The sequence below is a fragment of the Endozoicomonas sp. YOMI1 genome (assembly GCF_024606345.1).
GTDB lineage: Bacteria > Pseudomonadota > Gammaproteobacteria > Pseudomonadales > Endozoicomonadaceae > Endozoicomonas.
Genome location: NZ_JAHHPM010000327.1, coordinates 1 through 16,804, shown reverse-complemented (window position 1 = coordinate 16,804; position 16,804 = coordinate 1). Strand labels below are relative to the sequence as shown.

Below are 16,804 nucleotides of genomic sequence, written 5' to 3'. Positions count from 1 at the left end.
AAATTGCAGGGCTCTCCAGCAAGCGCTCTCAGGCCTTGCTGTCATAGAAAAAGAGTTGTTGCTGGTACTGGAAGACCCAAGCCTTCCATTACATAACAACCTGAGTGAAAGCCTGATACGGGAATACGTCAAGCGCCGTAAGATCAGCGGCAGTACTTGAGACTGATCCAAACCAGAGAATACGATCATGAAAATTCACTGCGTCGTGTTTTCCCAAGCTGTTGCAAATATAACCAACCTCAACACACAAGCTTGTAAACGTAATTTTTCTACCTCGCCCTCATTATGCTTATTTGACTCAAGACAAGACATCAGCCCGGGAAAAAGTGAATGATCAGGCCTGTCTTTTGTCTACATTGAACATTCCTGCAGCATGAGGTTTCTGGCTTGAACCATCCGGCACCCACAGTACAGCAGCAGCAGGCTATTGACGCCATTATGGACTTTGTCCGTGGCGACAATGACTGCTTTATTCTCCGGGGAAGTGTGGGTACCGGTAAAACCACACTGATAGCGCATCTGTTGTTATTGCTGCAACGGCAGAAGGTTGTCTTTCATGTTCGGGACGCCTGTTAAAAGACTTGCTCACCTATGCCCGCATTGCGTGCCCGGGGCGGGAAAAAATGACTGCGGGCAGTAAAGTGCTGTTTATTGGTGACCCCGCACAGTTGCCGCCGGTGGGAGAGTCCCTGTCACCGGCTCTGTCTGAACAGTGGCTGAGGGAGCATTATCATTTGCACTGTGCTTCATTTGAACTGACAGAAATTCAACGCCAGGTTCGCGGCAGTGCCATTCTGGAACAGGCTACGGCGATTCGCAACGCGATTGCTGAGCAGAAGTTCAACGCCATCAGCGATCAGTCACCGGGAGTGATCGGTGTTACCGCGGCTGAAGGAATCCGGCAAGTGCTGTCCTCTTACCAGCGTCGTGGTCAGGGATCATCGGTTATGGTGACCTACAGCAATGCCCGTGCCCTGGATCATAACCGGGCAGGGCGTGAACAGCTCTGGGGTAACGACCAGTTACCGGTGCAGCAGGGTGAGCAACTATTGGTGAATAAAAATGCCCCCTTGCATGGTTTATCCAATGGTGATCTGGTCAAGGTGAACCGGGTGCTGGGTGCTGGCGAGAGCCGCCGGATAATTATGCGCGGTGTCAGCGAACCGGTGTGGTTGAGTTTTTCCAGCTATTCCCGACTTGATTGGGGTCGTAGTCCTGAGCCTGCTTATGTTTCTGCGGAGCCTGGGCAAAAGGCTTCCGGTTCAGAAAATGACGATACTGACTGGCAGCGTTTTGCATTTAACCCTGGTCAGGAACCGCTTTATGAACTCCATCTGCGATTGCGTGATACCTGGCGGCAGCAGGGTATCGAAATTATCAGTATTGAACACTTGTCTTATTGTCAGCGTTATACCCTTTGCCGTGGCGATTACACTGCCGTGGTTCAACAGAGGGGGTGTGATGCAGGCTGCGGTATCTGAATCTGTTTGGCAGCAGGTCAACCGGCTCAGAAAAGCCGGTGATCTGCCCGGTGCCTGAAATACGGGATTTTCCGGACAGTAGAATACTGACATAACCCGGCACATGGCTCTCGGCTACGAGTTGACAGATCTTTCAGATACTTAAAACTGAAAGGTTAATCAGGGGATCAGCCTGAGAACAAGTCATACTGTTACAGCCAATAGAGGAGAGTCTCTGTGAATGCAAGCCGTGCCCAATCAGCCAATACGCCAGTCCCTGGTGCCAGCAGTCAAACCCGGGAGCTGAAACCGCCATCTGACGCCATTACCGAGCGCCGACGTTGTCAACTATGCGCAGAATATATTGAGTATCCTCCCTTAATGGTATCCCGTTGTTGCGGACACGCCTACCATAATGAATGCTCTCTCGCGACCCGTGATGTTCTTGGGTGCTCAGAATGCCAGGCAACTCATGTCAAGTTTTACCAGGATACTCATTTTGCCGAAGAGGTGAAGCAGTACGATTGGAGTCTTTTCGAATCAGCGCCCGAAGGAGCCGTTGATAAACGTGCACCGGTCGAGTCTATCATCGATAGCACCAGTGTAGAAACAGGATCACTGGTGGCGATTCCGGGACCATCCGGGCTATCAATGACTCACAATCAGCAAGATATAGAGGCTGAGAGGAGCGCCGGAAGAGCACTTTCCCAACGGGGATTTTTCAACAAGGCCCGGTTGGACTCTCAGGAAGCGGTGTCGACCCGTTCTGCCCAACGGGCCATTGTCCCCTCACAGAACCTCGATCTAAACAACATGACCGTTACTTTTGCACGGCTTTGTGCCGATTCCTCAATGCCAGAAGAGCTGGAAGATCTGATAACGCAGAGCGGGTATCATTTTTTGACAGAGATGATGGAGGTCGGTGTGGTGCCTAAATGGCGAGAAATATGCGGTAGAAATGGCCATGTTTGTGGCAAGCAGATGAATATTGACAAGCCTGACGAGACCAATGCGTTCTTTACCGCTATGCTGTATCACCTTGATCAGTTGGCGCCGAACCATCCGTTGTTTGTTACCTTCGTCTGCTCACGCCAGAGTGAGATAACGGATTTGCCACAACAGGTCTCGCCGGTGTCGCAAATTCTTCGTCACCCATCTGGCAATCGTGTGATATGGCTAACTAGTGTCGATGAGCCATTAGCGAACCATCCCCATGGACGCCTGATTTTTGGGGTTTTTGCCAGCGGTATCCAGCTAGTAAAATACCTCCGGTTTCTTATTCTGACCAGTGAACCTGACCAGGTCATGTTTGTCCGACCGACCATTAAAGGGGAATCGGATGCCGAAGGTCTGGATAACATCAATATCAAGGAGTTTATTCAGCACTACCCTCCCAGGGATATGGGAGTCGGGGGACAGTTGGAAAATGACCGGGAAATTCTTCTTGCCGCCGCCCAGAGCCTTGGCCTGCAGCGTATCCCAAAAGGGGGTGCAAGAAAGGTTGTGCTGCTGAATAATCTCATTGAGGACAATTTTCGCGATGCTCAACTGACCAAAAAGAACGTGCTTGCCCGTCTGAACGACCTTGGTTATTACCCGGAGCAAGAGGAAATTATCACTTCCAGTCTGAAACCCTCGCAAATGTTCGGCTTGCCGATGAGCAAGGAAGAGTTACGTGCAGAAAATGTCGGTCTGCAGCTGCGGGTGGCTGATGTCTTGAAAGAGATGCATGAGGTTCTGGCAACAACAGCCTATATCCAGATCCAGCTTGCCACCCGGGTATCCGCTTTGCCTGATGAGATTCTGGTGCTGGTCTGTGATGCGGACAGACTATACCTGGTGAATATGAAAAGAAAATCGGTGCCTGTCCAGTGTTCGTCCAGTATTGATGATATCGCTGATTTTTGTCAGGTGTTTATGAGCGGCTGCCATATCAGGGAGGCTCATATTATGCTTTTTATGCCAAGCCAAACCAGAAAAATTCGTGCATCTTAGGGCCTGTCATTTAATAACTTACTCTTTTTTGCGATGGAGGCACGGAGTCACAGAGGAAAAGATTTTTTCTTTTCTCCGTGCCTCCGTGCCTCCGTGCCTCCGTGACAAGGTTTTTCCTTTAATGGATAACCTCGGGAATGTGGAAGTTATTTTAAGATGGGTCCTAAGAACTGATCACTATAGCAGTTACCCGACGGTTTTGCTGACGACCTTCAGCAGTATCGTTGTTGGCGACAGGCTCGCTCTCTCCCATACCAATGGCATCAATACGCCCTGCGTCAATGCCGTGCGTGTCGATCAGCTGTTGACGGATGATGTTGGCACGACGAAAAGACAGCTGTTCATTGTAAGTTGCTTTTCCCCGTGCATCGGTATGGCCTTCAATGCGGATGCGAACTTCCGGGTAACGCTGCAGGAATTGACCCATCCTGGCGATCTGATCAATGCCTTCCTGGTTAATGGCTTCGGAGTCGAAGTCGAAATTTACCAGCAGGTCAATGGCCGCCATTGGCTCACAGCCTGTCTGGTCAACCGTAGTACCTGGGGCGGTATTTGGGCACAGGTCAGCCATGTCCAGTACGCCGTCCTTGTCAGCATCAGGAACCGGAGCTGGTTCAACTTTTGCAACCACTGCTTCCTGAACCGGCTCAACCACCGCAACTGGCTCAGCAGTCTTGGCTACACTGCCGAAGGTCCAGGTCAGGGCGACATTAGCCATGGCTTCTGTCTGAGCGTAATCCAGAGTACGAACGGCACGTACATCACCACGAATGGAGAGGTTTGGAGTAAATGCCTGTCTCAAACCAAAACCGGCATTCATGCGAGTATCGTCGTGTTTGCCATCTGCTTTAAGATCAGCTTTCAGCTCGGAAACACCGGCAACCACGTAAGGGGTCAGAGAACCATTCCATGGGGTCAGGTCGTAGAATCCGTCCAGACGGAATTCTTTAAGATCTGCATCTCCGCCTGTCTTTTGCTCTGTGGAGTACTGAGAGTAGATGCCTTCGAAACTGAAGCGATCGTTCAGACGATAGCCAATACCGATTTCTGGTGCCAATTCGTTATCCAGACCACGATAGCTGTCCAGATCGTTCCAGGCTCCACCAACGGTGAATGTCAGCCCTTTATCCACCACCTGTAATGCCATTTCACTGGCATTAACAGAACTGCTGACGGTTGCACCAATTGCAATAGCTATCAGTGAGTGTGCGAAACCTTGCACTTTCATAATGTGTTCTCTGCGTGTGTTGTGTTTTAGCCTTTAGAGCCCATGCGCCAGAGGTTACGTGATTTTTACGCTGGAATAAATACTTTATAAGTATGAGTTTGTACTTGCACCCATTAGGGCCATTTGAGTCATGGATAGCTCCTCCCCGTTGCTCGATAAGTCTGGATGGAAAAACAGCGTCTTTTTTTGAACATTGCTGATCCTGAAGAAGTGGCTGTCTTTGGTGATAGCGGCAATAGTATGGAACTGCTGCAAAAAGCAGGTTTCAGTTTTGCCATGAATAACGTCAATGACATCACCCATCAGGTTGCCCGCTATTCATCAGCTGCAGCAAACAATGATAAAGGCGTTCTTGAAACCATCGACCATATTCTGAATGGACATCAGGACAGTCAGGCAACTTAGCTCTTATCGGGTTCTTTGAGCGTTATATTGCTCACTACCTTGTTGATTTTGAGTTGTTTAAATAATCTGTTCAAATCACCATAAAGCGAATCATCATCCACTTCAACCAGCTGGTTACCATTGTAAGTGAAAAATGGGGATGTACTTTCTTTCTTAATAGCTTTGATTTCACCCATTACTTTATGCTTCGCGGGAGGTGGTGGTATTTTATCTTCTTTTGGCGGACCTTGTTGTTTCAAGTAGCCAAGCGTCATTATATTCATGTTTCTTTATTACAAACCTGTGAGCTTCTAATGGTGATTAGACTGTGATTATAGGAAAAAGTTCAAAATAGAAATACTTCAATTTAAAGTCGATTTGCTGCGTCCTACAAAACAATGGCTTAAATCAATGAATAACGAAATGTTCAGAGAGTTAGAGGATCTAAATAAAAAGCTTGAAGCTTTGCAAGAAAACAGTAGTGAAAATTGATGCGTGCACACTCTATACATGAAACCCTTCAGACAGGCCCAACATGGGTATCCCGGTTTTTCATTGCGGCAGGGATGAGCACTCTGGGACGGTAGATCATTCTCTGGTGTACAGTTTTGTGAAATGAATGAGTTGGTAGCCCTGACAACGGGTCCAACGCTTTTATAAGTGAATGCACAGTCGACTTTCCTGTCCTGTTTTCCCAAAAGAGTGCTAATCTGCCGACTTATATTAAGTTATCTATTGATCACACTACTTTACCGATTGATTAGACAGGTGAAAAATGAAGTTTATTAACCGTTGTGTCATTACCTTAAAGCCAAAAACAGCATTCATCGATTGGGTAACAAGCCTGGATGTTGAGCTTCCGGAGACGTGGGACTTTGAAGGTGGTGCTTATCTGTTTGACGAGCATGAATCTGAAGAAAGTTTGGTCGATTGTGTCAGTGAAGAAGCGCATGCCATTCTTGAGAATGAGTTCTCTGTGTGGACGGAAGATGAAGATAAGTGGCCCGGGTCGAGAGACTTTGCCACCCTGAAGCAACTATTTACCCTGCATATTGCGGTTGCCGGTTTTGATCTGGGCAAGGAACCCCTGCTAAGAGCTGATGTTGCTGATCTGCTCTGAAGCAAGATACCGGCTTTTTAAAGAGCATCTTCACACAACATCAGGGCAGGGCAATGACCAGTGGCTGTGCCGACATAACCACTGGCCTTCATGCTCCTGAAGTATGTAGGTTACCCGCAGAGGTGCAGCACTGATTTTTTCACCGGTGATCTTATCCAGACAGGACGACTCGGCATAGGCGGAGAGACAGACCAGAGATTGATCCTGAAAGACTACCGGGTGATGATATTTAAGTAATGGATTGGCGTACTTATCAGTAAGGGCATGAAGATACTGGGTATATTGCCGGGTTCCACGAAGCTCTCTACTTTCCTGAACAGGAAAGTAAACCCTGCTCTGGCTTGGGTGTTGTAGAGACTCAAGTCCCTCCATATCAACAGACTCTGTGTAAAGAGCTCGTTTGTTCAAAGCATCAAGAAATGGCCCAATACCAATGGAGTCAAGCCTTGCAGAATGATCAGAAGGCTCTGGTTGAATCCGGTGGGGGATGGGGTTGAACGGGAATGGCGATGCTGGCCAGACTTTGCTGAGATGAACATGACGGATCTTCAACTTGCCCTGATATTCAACAAGGTAAAATGTTAGCCTCAAATCATCATCTTTCAGCCTTAAACCATTCTTGAATTGAATATCACGCTTGAAACGGCAGGCGACCATCATGGCCTTGCCATTGCCAAAGCTATCTAATGGTTCCAGTTGAATATCGACGGACTCTTGTTGCTGAAAATAGCGTCCTGACCGCTCATACAGATCATTCAGACCGTTATAATCATCCCCTGCTGTGATACCCCAGCCTGTGATATCAGGCATAGTCAGTTCCAGGATCTGATCTTCATTACCATTGAGCAGACAGTCCTTGTATTCATTGAGAAAATTAACAACTAATGACATGGCTCTACATTTGATTTGGCTGAGAGATACAGTTTAGACCAGGGAAATAAAAGCGCCCGGTCAGGGCTTGCGCATGAGTATTCTCATTCATGGAAAAAGCCAAAAAACTACTTCGTCCGGAAACGCCGGATAGAGAAATTCTAAGAGTCAGAAAACAATCGAAGCCTGAATAAAGTGCCGGTTTTCAAAATGGTTGGGGGTTCATAAATCTTCATAAAAAAGACATCGCACTGACATATCTTTCATGCAATTTGTATTTGTATTCAGCTGAACTGGATTCTGTTGCCGTGTTGGATGATGTTGCTGACTCGGCATTCAGAACACCGTGTTAGCCCCGGGATACGACGGTATTAGCCATACCGTTGTGGTGCATCACGGACAACTGATGGTTTGGATACTGATGCAGCCAATGATTTTCACGGTTGCTGACCAGGGTGAGAATGCATCCGGCATCAATGATCGTGATGGCATAGCGACGACAGCCCTTCGTTCAGTGGCCCCTGAGCGCTTGGTAGAAGGTGTGAGAGATACCGGAAAGGGGGATATGGTTGTGATCAGGAATTAACCACAACCATACAGTTAACCAAGGAAAATTAATTTTCTCTTCTTTCAGCAAGCGCTTCCAGTCTGGCCTGAAGCTCTTCCTGCTTTGTAGGAACAGTAATAGAGTCCAGTGCTTCTCTGGTACTCATCGCATTCATAACAGGCATTGATACCGGTTTTTCCATGCCATGTCTTTCCATGGCCTGAGCAGCATAGTCCCGATCCGCTGAAGCATTGGCGCTGAAAAGAATGACAGAAGAAGATACGATGGCAAATAGTGTCTTTTTCATGGTTGTTCTCCATTGATATTAAGCAAACCTATTCCCAATCCCTTATTAAGGGGTTAAGTAATAGTGAAGATGTATAGCGACCAAATAACAGGAAAGTGAAAGCGTGTTGAGATAATTAATGACAACAAGGAATAAATAATTGCTCTTATTTATTTTAATTTGTTGATTTTACGGGTTTATTATTCGGCAGTTGAATTTCTGTAGTGTATTAAAATTTGTATTTAATAAAACTACGACTCATGAACGTATGGCGTTTTTCTTGCCCATAATGTCATTTTTTCAGTACTTTTCTGATGCATCCGTTATTCTTGGGGATTTTTTTATTGTTGGACAAAAGGCATGATCGAAGCGTCTGCAGAACACCTTGATATTATCTATCAGGATCAATGGCTGGTGGTTATCAACAAGCCCTCCGGCTTGCTGGTCCACCGCTCTATGATTGATCGTCATGAAACCCGCTTTGCCATGCAGCTACTGTGAGATCAGATCGATCAACCTGTATTTCCCCTCCATCGACTGGATAAACCAACGCCTGGAGTGCTTGTTTTTGCTCTGTCGTCCGAAGTTGCCAAACTGGCAGGTGAGCAGTTTCAGGAAGGCCGGATCAGTAAAACCTATTATGCCATTGTCAGGGGCTATGCACCTGAGTGCGGACCGATTACTGTTGCATTGTTCTAAAATGGCACTGGATCACTCGGTTACCGGGAAGTCCATCGCTTTTTATGCGCCTATGGATATTGTGTTTGATCAACTTTTGCCACGATTTGGCTGGACAATGTCAAATCCCGCTGAATAAATGCCAATTTTGCCGGATTGAGGTATATCAATGAAAAAAATGATTTCTGGAATGCTGGTTTCGCTGGCAATTTTTCTGGCTGGTTGTGCGTCAACTCAGGAGTCACAGGAGGTTGATGCTGAAAACCCGGAAGTAGCAGTAACCCGTCAGTTTACCGGTTCCATCATGACCCCGGATCCAGTTATGCAGCAGGTTATGGCATTGAGCAAAGCAGGAGTCCTGAAGGAGGTTCGCATGACCCGCGCCATTCCTGCCCAGATCACGGCAACCGGGCCTGAGAATGTTCTGGCTTGCATTGCTTCTGAGGCAAGCCGTTGGCTGGAAGAACACCAGGAGTGTGAGTTCATGGCAGAAGAAACCTGTACTGAGTTGGGCGGGGAATTTAACCCTTGTGAATCCCCCTGTCGACATGACCCGGACGCCATGGTGTGTAATTTGATGTGTGTACAAGTCTGTAAATTTTAATCATCAATTTATTCTCGCATTGCTATGCACCTTTTTTCAGCCTTTTACCCGATAAATACCTATTATATTTTTAGTTGTATTGCGTATGAAAACACTGCAGCATTTATCCGGTTATGCCTTCAGCAGTTATCAGCTGGGTTTGTTCAGGCAACTGGGCGAGTTCCGAGGCCGTCAGCTGGTCACTATTGTTCAGCAACCGGAGGTTCTGGATACGCTCCGTCAGGTTGCGGTAATGGAATCTGTGGAATACAGCAGCCGGTTGGATGGCATTGTCGTTTCCAGAGAGTTGGTTCGTAAACTGGTGCACAGGGAATACCGTCCGACTGCACCGGTCGAGAGGCAGGTTGCAGGCTACCGGGATGGCCTGGAGATTGTGGTTGAGCCAGGCGAACACATGACCCTGTCGGTTAGCCTTATCCGCCAGCTGCATGCCATGTTATATGCCCATGTGCCCCATGAAGGCGGACGCTGGCGGGTTACCAATAAAGAGATTGTTGAGCGGGACAGCAAAGGGCAGAGAATCGGTGTTCTATATCGTACCATGCCAGCCAGGGCCATTGCCGGGGCAATGGAACAGCTGGTTGCCTGTTACCATGAAGGGCTTCAGCATCAGGTTGAGCCTCTGTTGTTGATACCAGCGGTAGTGTTGGATTTTCTCTGTATACACCCTTTCAGCGATGGCAATGCCCGAATCGCCTGGTTGATGATGGCGATGATGCTGGCGCTTAACGGTTATCAGGTGGCTCAGCTGATTAGCCTTGAGCGGGTTCTGGCAAGGCATGAGCAAGCCTATAAAAGGGCGTTACAGCTGAGTGTTAAAGGCTGGCATGAAGGGCAGCACAATCCGATGCCATGGATCGATTTTTTCCTGAATACCCTGATTCGTGCTTACGATGAACTGGAAGATAAAATTCATACTCTGCAGTGGCAGGGCAGTCGCGCGCCTAAATCACAGTTGGTAAGGATGGCCATTGAGCAGACCAGTCATGCTTTTTCCATTGCGGATATTTGCCTGCAAATACCCACGGTCAGCCGGGAACTGGTCAAAAAAGTGGTTCAGCAGATGCGTGCTGAAGGCTTGCTGGAGCCGGTAGGCAGAGGGCGTGGTGCCCAGTGGCAAAAGTGTAGTATCAAGAAACCGAGTACTAAGAGGCAGTCCGGGTAGGGCGAAAACAGCGAAGGAAAGCAAATCAGTATAGAAGTCATCTCTCTTATGAGAGTGGTGGCTTCTATGCTTCTTGCTAATCTGAACTTGCCCTGTAAACCCTAAAGCTCCTCTTTTTCAAAAACAAAGATGTCATCCTGTAAGAAAACTCGACCTCCATCATATCGAGCAGCATTCCAGTCTATTTTTGAGCAGTAGTTGGTTTGCAGATATTTATAGAGTGCAACATTATTTTGGTCAGCAAGGTAGTGAATGAGCGTTTTCCCGGAACATTTGTCCTGATGATTTGGATCTGCACCACAGTTAATCAGTAAATCAACAACCGGGAATTGATCTTCCCTGACAGGGTTATGTTGGCTTACAAAAAAAAGAAGGCTATTTAAACCCCCATTGCATGCTTCTGCATTGAGAGCGGCTGGCAAGCTCTGCCTTCTGTGTTTGATATGTTGAAGTATCAGGTTAAGAGTTTCTATAGTCCCGTACTGGCAAGCAAAATGAACAGGTGTTCTACCTTTTCCCTCATGTATTAAGACAGAGGCACCATTTTTCAGGAAAAAATCGATCATCGGAAGGTCATTATTACAGATCGCAACATGTAATGGTGTTTGTCCTAAATGATTTTGTTTATTTAAATCACTTTTAAAATGATGGGGTAAGGCATTTTTCCATAATTGAGCCACTGGAAGTTCTTCATGCACCGCTGCCATATGTAAAACAACATCCCCATCACTATCAGGATATTTTGCAATTAATTCCAGTAAATGACTGCGTAAAGATAATTCAGGTTTACACTGAGTGGGAGATAAATCTCTTTGGGTTAGAGTACAATCGAGAGATTCGTCCCTCTCTACTTGATATCTGGCCGTCGAAATTCTTGCCAGTTGCTCTTCAGAGTCTGCACCACTTTCGGCATCACTGGTAGGGGGGGATATATCTTTGTAGCTGGGTTCAGATAAGAACGTTTTTGCACGGATATCCAAAATAACCTCCATAATTTTCGACACATTAAAATCTTTTCAGACCAATATCAGAGTCGATAGTTTCAGAAGGAGTGATTTTGTAAGGCAAGAAATTTTCTTTTTTCCCGGATCAGCCCCTTAACCGGAGCTGACCCGGGGAACCGGCGTTTAAAGCATCCGATGCAGTACATCATGCTCAGGCTTATCGAAGTAACGATGTTTAATGGTGGCCAGAATGTGCAAGACCACAATGCCCAGCAGAACATAGGGAATAATGACGTGGATATCGTGGAGTCGGCCCGCCAGCTCAGGATTCTTCTCCAGGAAGCTGGGCATGACCAGGTTGAACAGCGGCACATCACGACCGGCAGCGTCAGACATCATGTAGCCACTCACCGGTACCAGGAACATAAAGAGATACAGGAGCCAGTGTACCAGTGTTCCCAGTTTTTTCTGATAAGTCGGCATGCTGTCCGGTAGTTTCGGAATCTGACTGGCCCAGCGAATCACCAGACGGGCAAACACCAGGAAGATCACCAGAACACCGAAGGATTTATGCCAGTGGTAAATGTCGTATTTATAGCTGACGTTATCTTCCAGTCCAACCATATACCAGCCAGCTGCGATGATTCCCAGAATAAGAAGACCGACAGTCCAGTGCATCAGGCGCATGAGTACGGGGTATTTATCAGAGTTGCTCATCGGTTTGCCCTGCTTTTTTTTTAGGTGCGAGGTATCATAATTTATATAGTGTTCTGGTGCTACAGCTGTTCATATTGTGGTTGTATTAAAGCCTGTCCGTTGCCCAATAATTAGTCATTTGTAGCCGTATCAGGATATTCCGGGCGACCCTGTATTGAATCCAGGAGATTAGTTACAGCAGCCAGTCAAAACAAACCCTGGACAGGCTATACAGTGGAAAAGATCAACCGGATTTATGCGCAATTTTATCAAGCGCTGCCGGGTACTGCACATTGATGTCTTCATTGGAACCAACGCTCAGACCAAGGTCTCTGACCAGGCCATCTTTCAAGCCATAAACCCAGCTGTTTACCGTCAGTTTCTGACCACGATCCCAGGCGTCCTGAACGATAGTCGTCTGGCAGACGTTCAGCACCTGCTCCAGAACGTTAAGTTCACACATTCTCTGGAACTGTTCATCATCACTGCCAGCACAAGCAAGCAGCTCAGAGTGCTTCTTCTTAACGTCCTGCACATGCCTGAGCCAGTTATCGATCAGTCCCAGCTTTGAGTTGTTCATGGCTTCGCGCACACCGCCACAACCGTAATGCCCCGTCACGATAATGTGCTCTACCTTCAGGAAGTCCACAGCATATTGAAGGACTGACAGACAGTTCAGGTCGGTATGAACCACCACGTTAGCCACGTTTCGGTGCACAAACAGTTCGCCCGGAAGAAGGCCGACGATTTCGTTGGCAGGTACCCGACTGTCCGCACACCCGATCCAGAGATACTTGGGCGCCTGCTGCTCAGAGAGCTGTTCAAAAAAGCCGGGCTTTTCTTCACGAATGGACTTGGACCACTGATTATTGTTTTCAAGGAGGTTTGCCAAACTAGACATAGTTTCCTGATCCATATTTCGGTTCCATAACTGGAGAACGTTATAGCAACTCCGCTCTGGCAAGACCAGTACTCTAATGTAAGAGGTTTGTAACAGGGAAATGCGGCAGTCTATTCCCGGTCAGCCTCCTGATGCAGCCAAGCGCTGTTATATATACATTCACAGGCACACCGTTCCCACGGTCCTCCGTGGGAATGGATACCGAACCTCTCCGCAAATGTAGAACCCCCCTTGAAACTCTCATGATTCCGGGCAGAAACAGATTGTTTTACATCCTGCAGGCTCCGGTATGTATTTCCACGCAGAGCGAGAGAGCGGGGGTGTGCGCTCTGTGGGGATTAGCATTTTTCAGCCTAAACAGAGTCACTTTCCGGACTGACACCTAATTGCACAAGATATTCATATAGATCATCAATAACGTTTTGTAACTCTTGCTTCACCCTTTCAGGAGGTTTGGCAGGAGGTGCTGTTGGCTGGTGTGTGCTAGCTGATGCTGTGGGGTTTTGGCCAGTGGCCTGGAGCTCTTGCTCCCATGGCGCTGGAGAGTGATCACTATAATGATGAAGGTCTTTCATGCTCTGACTTTCGGGACTGACTTTTCCCGGTTGATAGTGTTGATTTGATAAGTGAGGGGAACTATACGATCCGGGTTGAGATGTCTGGATCTGTTGTTCTGATATTTTCTCTTCAAAAAATAATGTTTTGTCTTTGACTTTTTCCGCTGGATCTTCAGCTATGGGATGTGTTGTCGATTGTTTCTGGCTGACTGAAACTTGCGGATTTGAATGCCGGGATGCTCGCAAAGACGCTAAAGATTTTGATTGATAATGGTCTCCCCTGGTCTGACCATCCGGGAGCATTTTTTCAGTTACTTCCCTTCGCAAACTCTTGTTTAGTGCTTGTACTTCTGATTGGTTTTCCGTCGAGGGTTGGCAATCAGGAAAAGCAGTTGAGTGGTCAACAGGGAGGGGAGTTGGCGACGATCTGTCCATGGAACCACCTTGCTTAAGCAAATTTAAAGACGTTATCCATGAAAGAGACATCAATCTGATAGTGGTGTTCATGCCGCAGTCAGAATAATTTTTGTTTAATTGCCTATGGCTATTAACGGCTCTCGTTAATAGCCATTTGCTGGGACTATCTATAGCGGTTTACCTGATCCCGTAATTCGATCGCTGCGTTCCTTGCGGCTTCTGCAAAGTCATCGCCACCACTGGCATAAATAATGCCCCGGGATGAGTTCGCAATAATTCCCCTGCCTTCGCTGTTCAGGCCATTTTTAACGGTTGCTTCAACATCGCCACCCTGAGCGCCAAGGCCTGGCACCAGGAACGTCATATCTCCGGTAATTTCACGAATACGCTTTAGTTCCGTTGGGTTTGTGGCACCAACAACCAGCAGGATGTTGTTATGCCCATTCCACTGCTCCTGACACATCCTGGCAATCACTTCATACAGCATGGCGGACTCACCATTGGCCTGCTGGACCGGCAGGTTCTGAATAGCTGCAGCACCGGGATTTGAGGTGCGGCACAGAATAACCGTTCCCTTATCTGCATAGCTTGAGAATGGCTCTACGGTATCAATTCCCATATAGGGGTTTACCGTCACCGCATCGGCCTGATAACGCTCAAAGGCTTCAATGGCGTACTGGCTGGCAGTGCTACCAATATCACCACGCTTGGAGTCAAGAATAACCGGGATAGCAGGATATTGAGTGCGAATGTAATCAATGGTCATGGCCAGCTGATCTTCAGCACCGCAGGCATGGTAATAGGCTGCCTGAGGCTTATAACAGCAGATAAGGTCGGCGGTTGCATCAATTATGGCTTTATTGAATTCCAGGATAGGCTTTTCCATCCCCTGAATAGAGGCAGGAAAGCGCTCGGGTGAAGGGTCAAGGCCTACGCACAACAAAGTGTTGTTTTTCTCCATGGCAGCCTGAACCCGATCAAGAAACCGCATTGTTAACCTCAGCGTTAGGTAAAAAGTGCTGAGCGGGGAGTCTAGCAGTATCCGTTACCTTTTACATGTGTTGGTGGGACCGGAGTGGCTGTCAGACAGCCTATAGCCATTAACCCATCTTCACATGCTTTGGATGTTCCCTGACCCGTTTAAGCCAGGCCATGATAAAAGGAAAGTCGGTCAGACCATAGCCACCTTCCGGTGCAATATGCGTGTAGCCATACAGGCTGATATCGGCGATGGTTATCTGGTCACCAACCAGCCAGTCATGGTGCTCCAGGTGCGTTTCCATTACCTGCAGTGCTTTGTAGCCACTGGCTTTCTTTGCCTGAAGCGCGGCCTCATGCTTTTTGGGTCTGCCAAGGAATTTCACGATAAACCTGGCCGTTGCAATATAAGGCTCGTGACTGTATTGCTCAAAAAACTGCCACTGCAGAACTTTTGCCCTGAAGAAAGGGTCTGAAGGGAGATAGTCAGTGCCGTCAGCCAGGTAGTTCAGAATGGCATTGGACTCCCACAGGTAATTCCCGTCGGGTAATGCCATGACCGGAATCTTGCCATTGGGGTTCATGGCCAGGAACTCATCGGTATGCGTTCCGCCACCCAGAATATTGGTGTGCTCCCACTCACAGTCAATATCCAGGTGGCTCATCAGCAGCTTGATCTTGTAGCAGTTGCCGGACTGGGCATCTCCGTAAACTTTGTACACAGGCTTGCTCCTGTTTGACAAAATTTCATCCGACATTGGTACTCTTTATTCAAAGGCGGTGCAAGTCTATTTTGAGGAAGGAAAATGGGCGATAAGATTTCCTTTTGCTACGCAGACAAGTAAACGACATTATTCATGTTCTATCTACAGTGAGCATTCAAAAGCCACTCTCGATAGAATGCAGACTTTCTATAAAATTCCCGGGTGTATGGTAATGATCGATAGTGACGATTTGATGAGTGGTGAGGCCGTCATCGAAATAGTTGAAAACCAGCTGGCAGAAAATAACCCGCCAAGGGTAAAGGAGACCTTGATGAGGCTGATGCTGGAAGGTATTGAGCGGGAAGAAGCCATTCAGTACATTGCCTGTGCCCTGTGTGTTGAGCTGCTGGATATGGTCAATCATCAGACGGCGTTCAATGAACAGCGGTATAACACTAATCTGGATGCTTTACCGGAAATGCCATGGTCTGAAGATCTGTAAGTTAGCCGCTAACCTGACAACAGATTGGATGAAATGAAAATGAGGCAAATAAAAATTGAACTTTCAGTTAATTTGCTTATCCTGAATTCGTATCTTAAATTTTAGAAAAAATGGATTTTTCAGAATTAACTCTTAAACAAAGGTTCTCACCTCATTGATTTATATCGGGGTGGGTAACCAAAAGGGGTATTATCAGTGAATCCAGTTATTAATAGTGTTGGCCAGTCCGGTTGCAGTGGTGATTACAGTAATAAAACTGCCGGATTACCCCAAGATAAGGGAAGCGCAGGCACATACGCCGGTCGCCCCGTTTCTGTTCATGAAAATCAGGACGTCCAGCCTTCAATCCAGAAACCCATTGGGCATGAAGAGCATTCCGGTCTCACGAAATTTAAGGTTCGCAAGCATGAAAAACCACCTTCCGACTTGTTTTACTCTCTCAGAAAAAAAGAGTATGGATAGCTGAAATGGAAAAATTACATCACCCTTGTTTAGCTCTGAAAATCTCAAGCCATGGTGCAAACGAGTTTATTGAAGGATGTCTGGATTTTAAAAAGTTGTTGAATTGCCGCATCGACATTATCCCACTCAAATCAGGTTGTGGATTTTATACTCATCCTATACCAGCTGAGGACGGTTCAAAGAAAGGCAAGGTTAAAATGGAGTCGGAAAATGGGGAAACGATCATTACGTTTACAGGTGATCATGGATTTAAGCTCGACTTTAGACTTTGCATGACACGAAAGATTGGTCAGGTTCCGATAAAAT

23 protein-coding genes are annotated in these 16,804 nt (G+C 47.2%); 13 read left to right on the top strand and 10 right to left on the bottom strand.

From position 1 onward, the window contains the following. Nucleotides 1-387 precede the first annotated feature (387 nt). The 3 genes from KDK15_RS11775 (at nt 388) to KDK15_RS11765 (ending at nt 3,455) form a co-directional block, all read left to right on the top strand. Nucleotides 388-576 (top strand): DEAD/DEAH box helicase family protein, encoded by a 189-nt coding sequence (locus tag KDK15_RS11775; RefSeq protein WP_257295551.1) that lies wholly within the window; start codon nt 388-390, stop codon nt 574-576. A 47-nt stretch (nt 577-623) separates the two neighbouring features. Next, entirely contained in the window at nt 624-1,481 is an 858-nt protein-coding gene (locus tag KDK15_RS11770) for a hypothetical protein (protein WP_257295550.1), read from the top strand. Nucleotides 1,482-1,697: 216 nt separating this feature from the next. Then, complete coding sequence (locus tag KDK15_RS11765) at nt 1,698-3,455, top strand: hypothetical protein (protein ID WP_257295549.1); 1,758 nt, start codon at nt 1,698-1,700, stop codon at nt 3,453-3,455. Nucleotides 3,456-3,618: 163 nt separating this feature from the next. On the opposite strand, the gene KDK15_RS11760 is transcribed toward KDK15_RS11765, so the two are convergent. Continuing rightward, complete coding sequence (locus KDK15_RS11760; protein ID WP_257295548.1) at nt 3,619-4,683, bottom strand: OmpA family protein; 1,065 nt, start codon at nt 4,681-4,683, stop codon at nt 3,619-3,621. A gap of 165 nt (nt 4,684-4,848) precedes the next feature. Here KDK15_RS11760 and KDK15_RS11755 point away from each other — a divergent pair, with 165 nt between their 5' ends. Continuing rightward, complete coding sequence (locus tag KDK15_RS11755) at nt 4,849-5,088, top strand: HAD hydrolase family protein (protein WP_257295547.1); 240 nt, start codon at nt 4,849-4,851, stop codon at nt 5,086-5,088. Here the strand turns inward: KDK15_RS11755 and KDK15_RS11750 are convergent. Beyond that, a complete protein-coding gene (locus KDK15_RS11750; protein WP_257295546.1) occupies nt 5,085-5,351 on the bottom strand; it encodes a hypothetical protein in 267 nt (88 codons plus the stop codon). The genes KDK15_RS11755 and KDK15_RS11750 overlap by 4 nt on opposite strands. Nucleotides 5,352-5,842: 491 nt before the next feature. Between KDK15_RS11750 and KDK15_RS11745 the strand changes: the two genes are divergently transcribed. Next, nucleotides 5,843-6,187, top strand: a complete 345-nt coding sequence (locus KDK15_RS11745; RefSeq protein WP_257295545.1) for a hypothetical protein — start codon at nt 5,843-5,845, stop codon at nt 6,185-6,187. 30 nt (nt 6,188-6,217) lie between these two features. Here KDK15_RS11745 and KDK15_RS11740 read toward each other — a convergent pair whose 3' ends face one another. Next, nucleotides 6,218-7,078: a nuclear transport factor 2 family protein gene (locus KDK15_RS11740; protein WP_257295544.1), complete on the bottom strand. Its 861-nt coding sequence runs from the start codon at nt 7,076-7,078 to the stop codon at nt 6,218-6,220. Between the two features lie 400 nt (nt 7,079-7,478). Here KDK15_RS11740 and KDK15_RS11735 point away from each other — a divergent pair, with 400 nt between their 5' ends. Then, nucleotides 7,479-7,643 carry a hypothetical protein gene (locus tag KDK15_RS11735; protein ID WP_257295543.1) on the top strand — a complete coding sequence of 55 codons (165 nt, stop codon included), beginning with the start codon at nt 7,479-7,481 and terminating at the stop codon, nt 7,641-7,643. Between the two features lie 28 nt (nt 7,644-7,671). Here the strand turns inward: KDK15_RS11735 and KDK15_RS11730 are convergent, their stop codons facing one another. Then, nucleotides 7,672-7,911, bottom strand: a complete 240-nt coding sequence (locus KDK15_RS11730; protein WP_257295542.1) for a hypothetical protein — start codon at nt 7,909-7,911, stop codon at nt 7,672-7,674. Between the two features lie 339 nt (nt 7,912-8,250). Here KDK15_RS11730 and KDK15_RS11725 point away from each other — a divergent pair, with 339 nt between their 5' ends. From KDK15_RS11725 to KDK15_RS11710, 4 genes are all read left to right on the top strand, one after another. Further along, a complete protein-coding gene (locus tag KDK15_RS11725) occupies nt 8,251-8,391 on the top strand; it encodes a hypothetical protein (RefSeq protein WP_257295541.1) in 141 nt (46 codons plus the stop codon). A 6-nt stretch (nt 8,392-8,397) separates the two neighbouring features. Next, nucleotides 8,398-8,589 carry a pseudouridine synthase gene (locus KDK15_RS11720; protein WP_373691368.1) on the top strand — a complete coding sequence of 64 codons (192 nt, stop codon included), beginning with the start codon at nt 8,398-8,400 and terminating at the stop codon, nt 8,587-8,589. Nucleotides 8,590-8,737: 148 nt separating this feature from the next. Beyond that, on the top strand, nt 8,738-9,172 hold the full coding sequence (locus tag KDK15_RS11715; protein ID WP_257295539.1) for a hypothetical protein: 435 nt from the start codon (nt 8,738-8,740) through the stop codon (nt 9,170-9,172). An 85-nt stretch (nt 9,173-9,257) separates the two neighbouring features. Then, nucleotides 9,258-10,337 (top strand): Fic family protein, encoded by a 1,080-nt coding sequence (locus KDK15_RS11710; RefSeq protein ID WP_257295538.1) that lies wholly within the window; start codon nt 9,258-9,260, stop codon nt 10,335-10,337. Between the two features lie 101 nt (nt 10,338-10,438). On the opposite strand, the gene KDK15_RS11705 is transcribed toward KDK15_RS11710, so the two are convergent. The 6 genes from KDK15_RS11705 to KDK15_RS11680 all read right to left on the bottom strand — a co-directional run bounded on the left by KDK15_RS11705 (nt 10,439) and on the right by KDK15_RS11680 (nt 15,552). Next, on the bottom strand, nt 10,439-11,317 hold the full coding sequence (locus tag KDK15_RS11705) for an ankyrin repeat domain-containing protein (RefSeq protein WP_257295537.1): 879 nt from the start codon (nt 11,315-11,317) through the stop codon (nt 10,439-10,441). A 147-nt stretch (nt 11,318-11,464) separates the two neighbouring features. After that, a complete protein-coding gene (locus KDK15_RS11700) occupies nt 11,465-11,998 on the bottom strand; it encodes a cytochrome b (RefSeq protein WP_257295536.1) in 534 nt (177 codons plus the stop codon). A gap of 223 nt (nt 11,999-12,221) precedes the next feature. Then, the gene (gene can / locus KDK15_RS11695; protein ID WP_257295535.1) at nt 12,222-12,878 is read right to left on the bottom strand and encodes a carbonate dehydratase; all 657 of its coding nucleotides are present in this window, start codon (nt 12,876-12,878) and stop codon (nt 12,222-12,224) included. Nucleotides 12,879-13,231: 353 nt separating this feature from the next. After that, complete coding sequence (locus KDK15_RS11690; RefSeq protein WP_257295534.1) at nt 13,232-13,870, bottom strand: hypothetical protein; 639 nt, start codon at nt 13,868-13,870, stop codon at nt 13,232-13,234. A gap of 145 nt (nt 13,871-14,015) precedes the next feature. Beyond that, the gene (pyrF, locus tag KDK15_RS11685; protein WP_257295533.1) at nt 14,016-14,843 is read right to left on the bottom strand and encodes an orotidine-5'-phosphate decarboxylase; all 828 of its coding nucleotides are present in this window, start codon (nt 14,841-14,843) and stop codon (nt 14,016-14,018) included. Nucleotides 14,844-14,952: 109 nt separating this feature from the next. Next, nucleotides 14,953-15,552, bottom strand: a complete 600-nt coding sequence (locus KDK15_RS11680) for a glutathione S-transferase family protein (RefSeq protein ID WP_257295532.1) — start codon at nt 15,550-15,552, stop codon at nt 14,953-14,955. Nucleotides 15,553-15,766: 214 nt separating this feature from the next. Between KDK15_RS11680 and KDK15_RS11675 the strand changes: the two genes are divergently transcribed. The 3 genes from KDK15_RS11675 to KDK15_RS11665 form a co-directional block, all read left to right on the top strand. Next, a complete protein-coding gene (locus tag KDK15_RS11675) occupies nt 15,767-16,036 on the top strand; it encodes a hypothetical protein (RefSeq protein ID WP_257295531.1) in 270 nt (89 codons plus the stop codon). Nucleotides 16,037-16,231: 195 nt separating this feature from the next. After that, entirely contained in the window at nt 16,232-16,498 is a 267-nt protein-coding gene (locus KDK15_RS11670) for a hypothetical protein (protein ID WP_257295530.1), read from the top strand. A gap of 5 nt (nt 16,499-16,503) precedes the next feature. After that, on the top strand, nt 16,504-16,804 hold a 301-nt coding region (locus KDK15_RS11665), incomplete at its 3' end, for a hypothetical protein (protein WP_257295529.1).

Excerpts from the sequence above, each read along its gene's own strand:
- can (WP_257295535.1), bottom strand. The coding sequence starts at position 12,878 with ATGTCTAGTTTGGCAAACCTCCTTGAAAACAATAATCAGTGGTCCAAG.
- KDK15_RS11760 (WP_257295548.1), bottom strand. The coding sequence starts at position 4,683 with ATGAAAGTGCAAGGTTTCGCACACTCACTGATAGCTATTGCAATTGGT.
- KDK15_RS11690 (WP_257295534.1), bottom strand. The coding sequence starts at position 13,870 with ATGGACAGATCGTCGCCAACTCCCCTCCCTGTTGACCACTCAACTGCT.
- KDK15_RS11725 (WP_257295541.1), top strand. The coding sequence starts at position 8,251 with ATGATCGAAGCGTCTGCAGAACACCTTGATATTATCTATCAGGATCAA.
- KDK15_RS11770 (WP_257295550.1), top strand. The coding sequence starts at position 624 with ATGACTGCGGGCAGTAAAGTGCTGTTTATTGGTGACCCCGCACAGTTG.
- KDK15_RS11710 (WP_257295538.1), top strand. The coding sequence starts at position 9,258 with ATGAAAACACTGCAGCATTTATCCGGTTATGCCTTCAGCAGTTATCAG.
- KDK15_RS11715 (WP_257295539.1), top strand. The coding sequence starts at position 8,738 with ATGAAAAAAATGATTTCTGGAATGCTGGTTTCGCTGGCAATTTTTCTG.
- KDK15_RS11675 (WP_257295531.1), top strand. The coding sequence starts at position 15,767 with ATGATCGATAGTGACGATTTGATGAGTGGTGAGGCCGTCATCGAAATA.
- KDK15_RS11740 (WP_257295544.1), bottom strand. The coding sequence starts at position 7,078 with ATGTCATTAGTTGTTAATTTTCTCAATGAATACAAGGACTGTCTGCTC.
- KDK15_RS11735 (WP_257295543.1), top strand. The coding sequence starts at position 7,479 with ATGCAGCCAATGATTTTCACGGTTGCTGACCAGGGTGAGAATGCATCC.
- KDK15_RS11745 (WP_257295545.1), top strand. The coding sequence starts at position 5,843 with ATGAAGTTTATTAACCGTTGTGTCATTACCTTAAAGCCAAAAACAGCA.
- KDK15_RS11700 (WP_257295536.1), bottom strand. The coding sequence starts at position 11,998 with ATGAGCAACTCTGATAAATACCCCGTACTCATGCGCCTGATGCACTGG.
- KDK15_RS11755 (WP_257295547.1), top strand. The coding sequence starts at position 4,849 with ATGGAAAAACAGCGTCTTTTTTTGAACATTGCTGATCCTGAAGAAGTG.
- KDK15_RS11730 (WP_257295542.1), bottom strand. The coding sequence starts at position 7,911 with ATGAAAAAGACACTATTTGCCATCGTATCTTCTTCTGTCATTCTTTTC.
- pyrF (WP_257295533.1), bottom strand. The coding sequence starts at position 14,843 with ATGCGGTTTCTTGATCGGGTTCAGGCTGCCATGGAGAAAAACAACACT.
- KDK15_RS11750 (WP_257295546.1), bottom strand. The coding sequence starts at position 5,351 with ATGAATATAATGACGCTTGGCTACTTGAAACAACAAGGTCCGCCAAAA.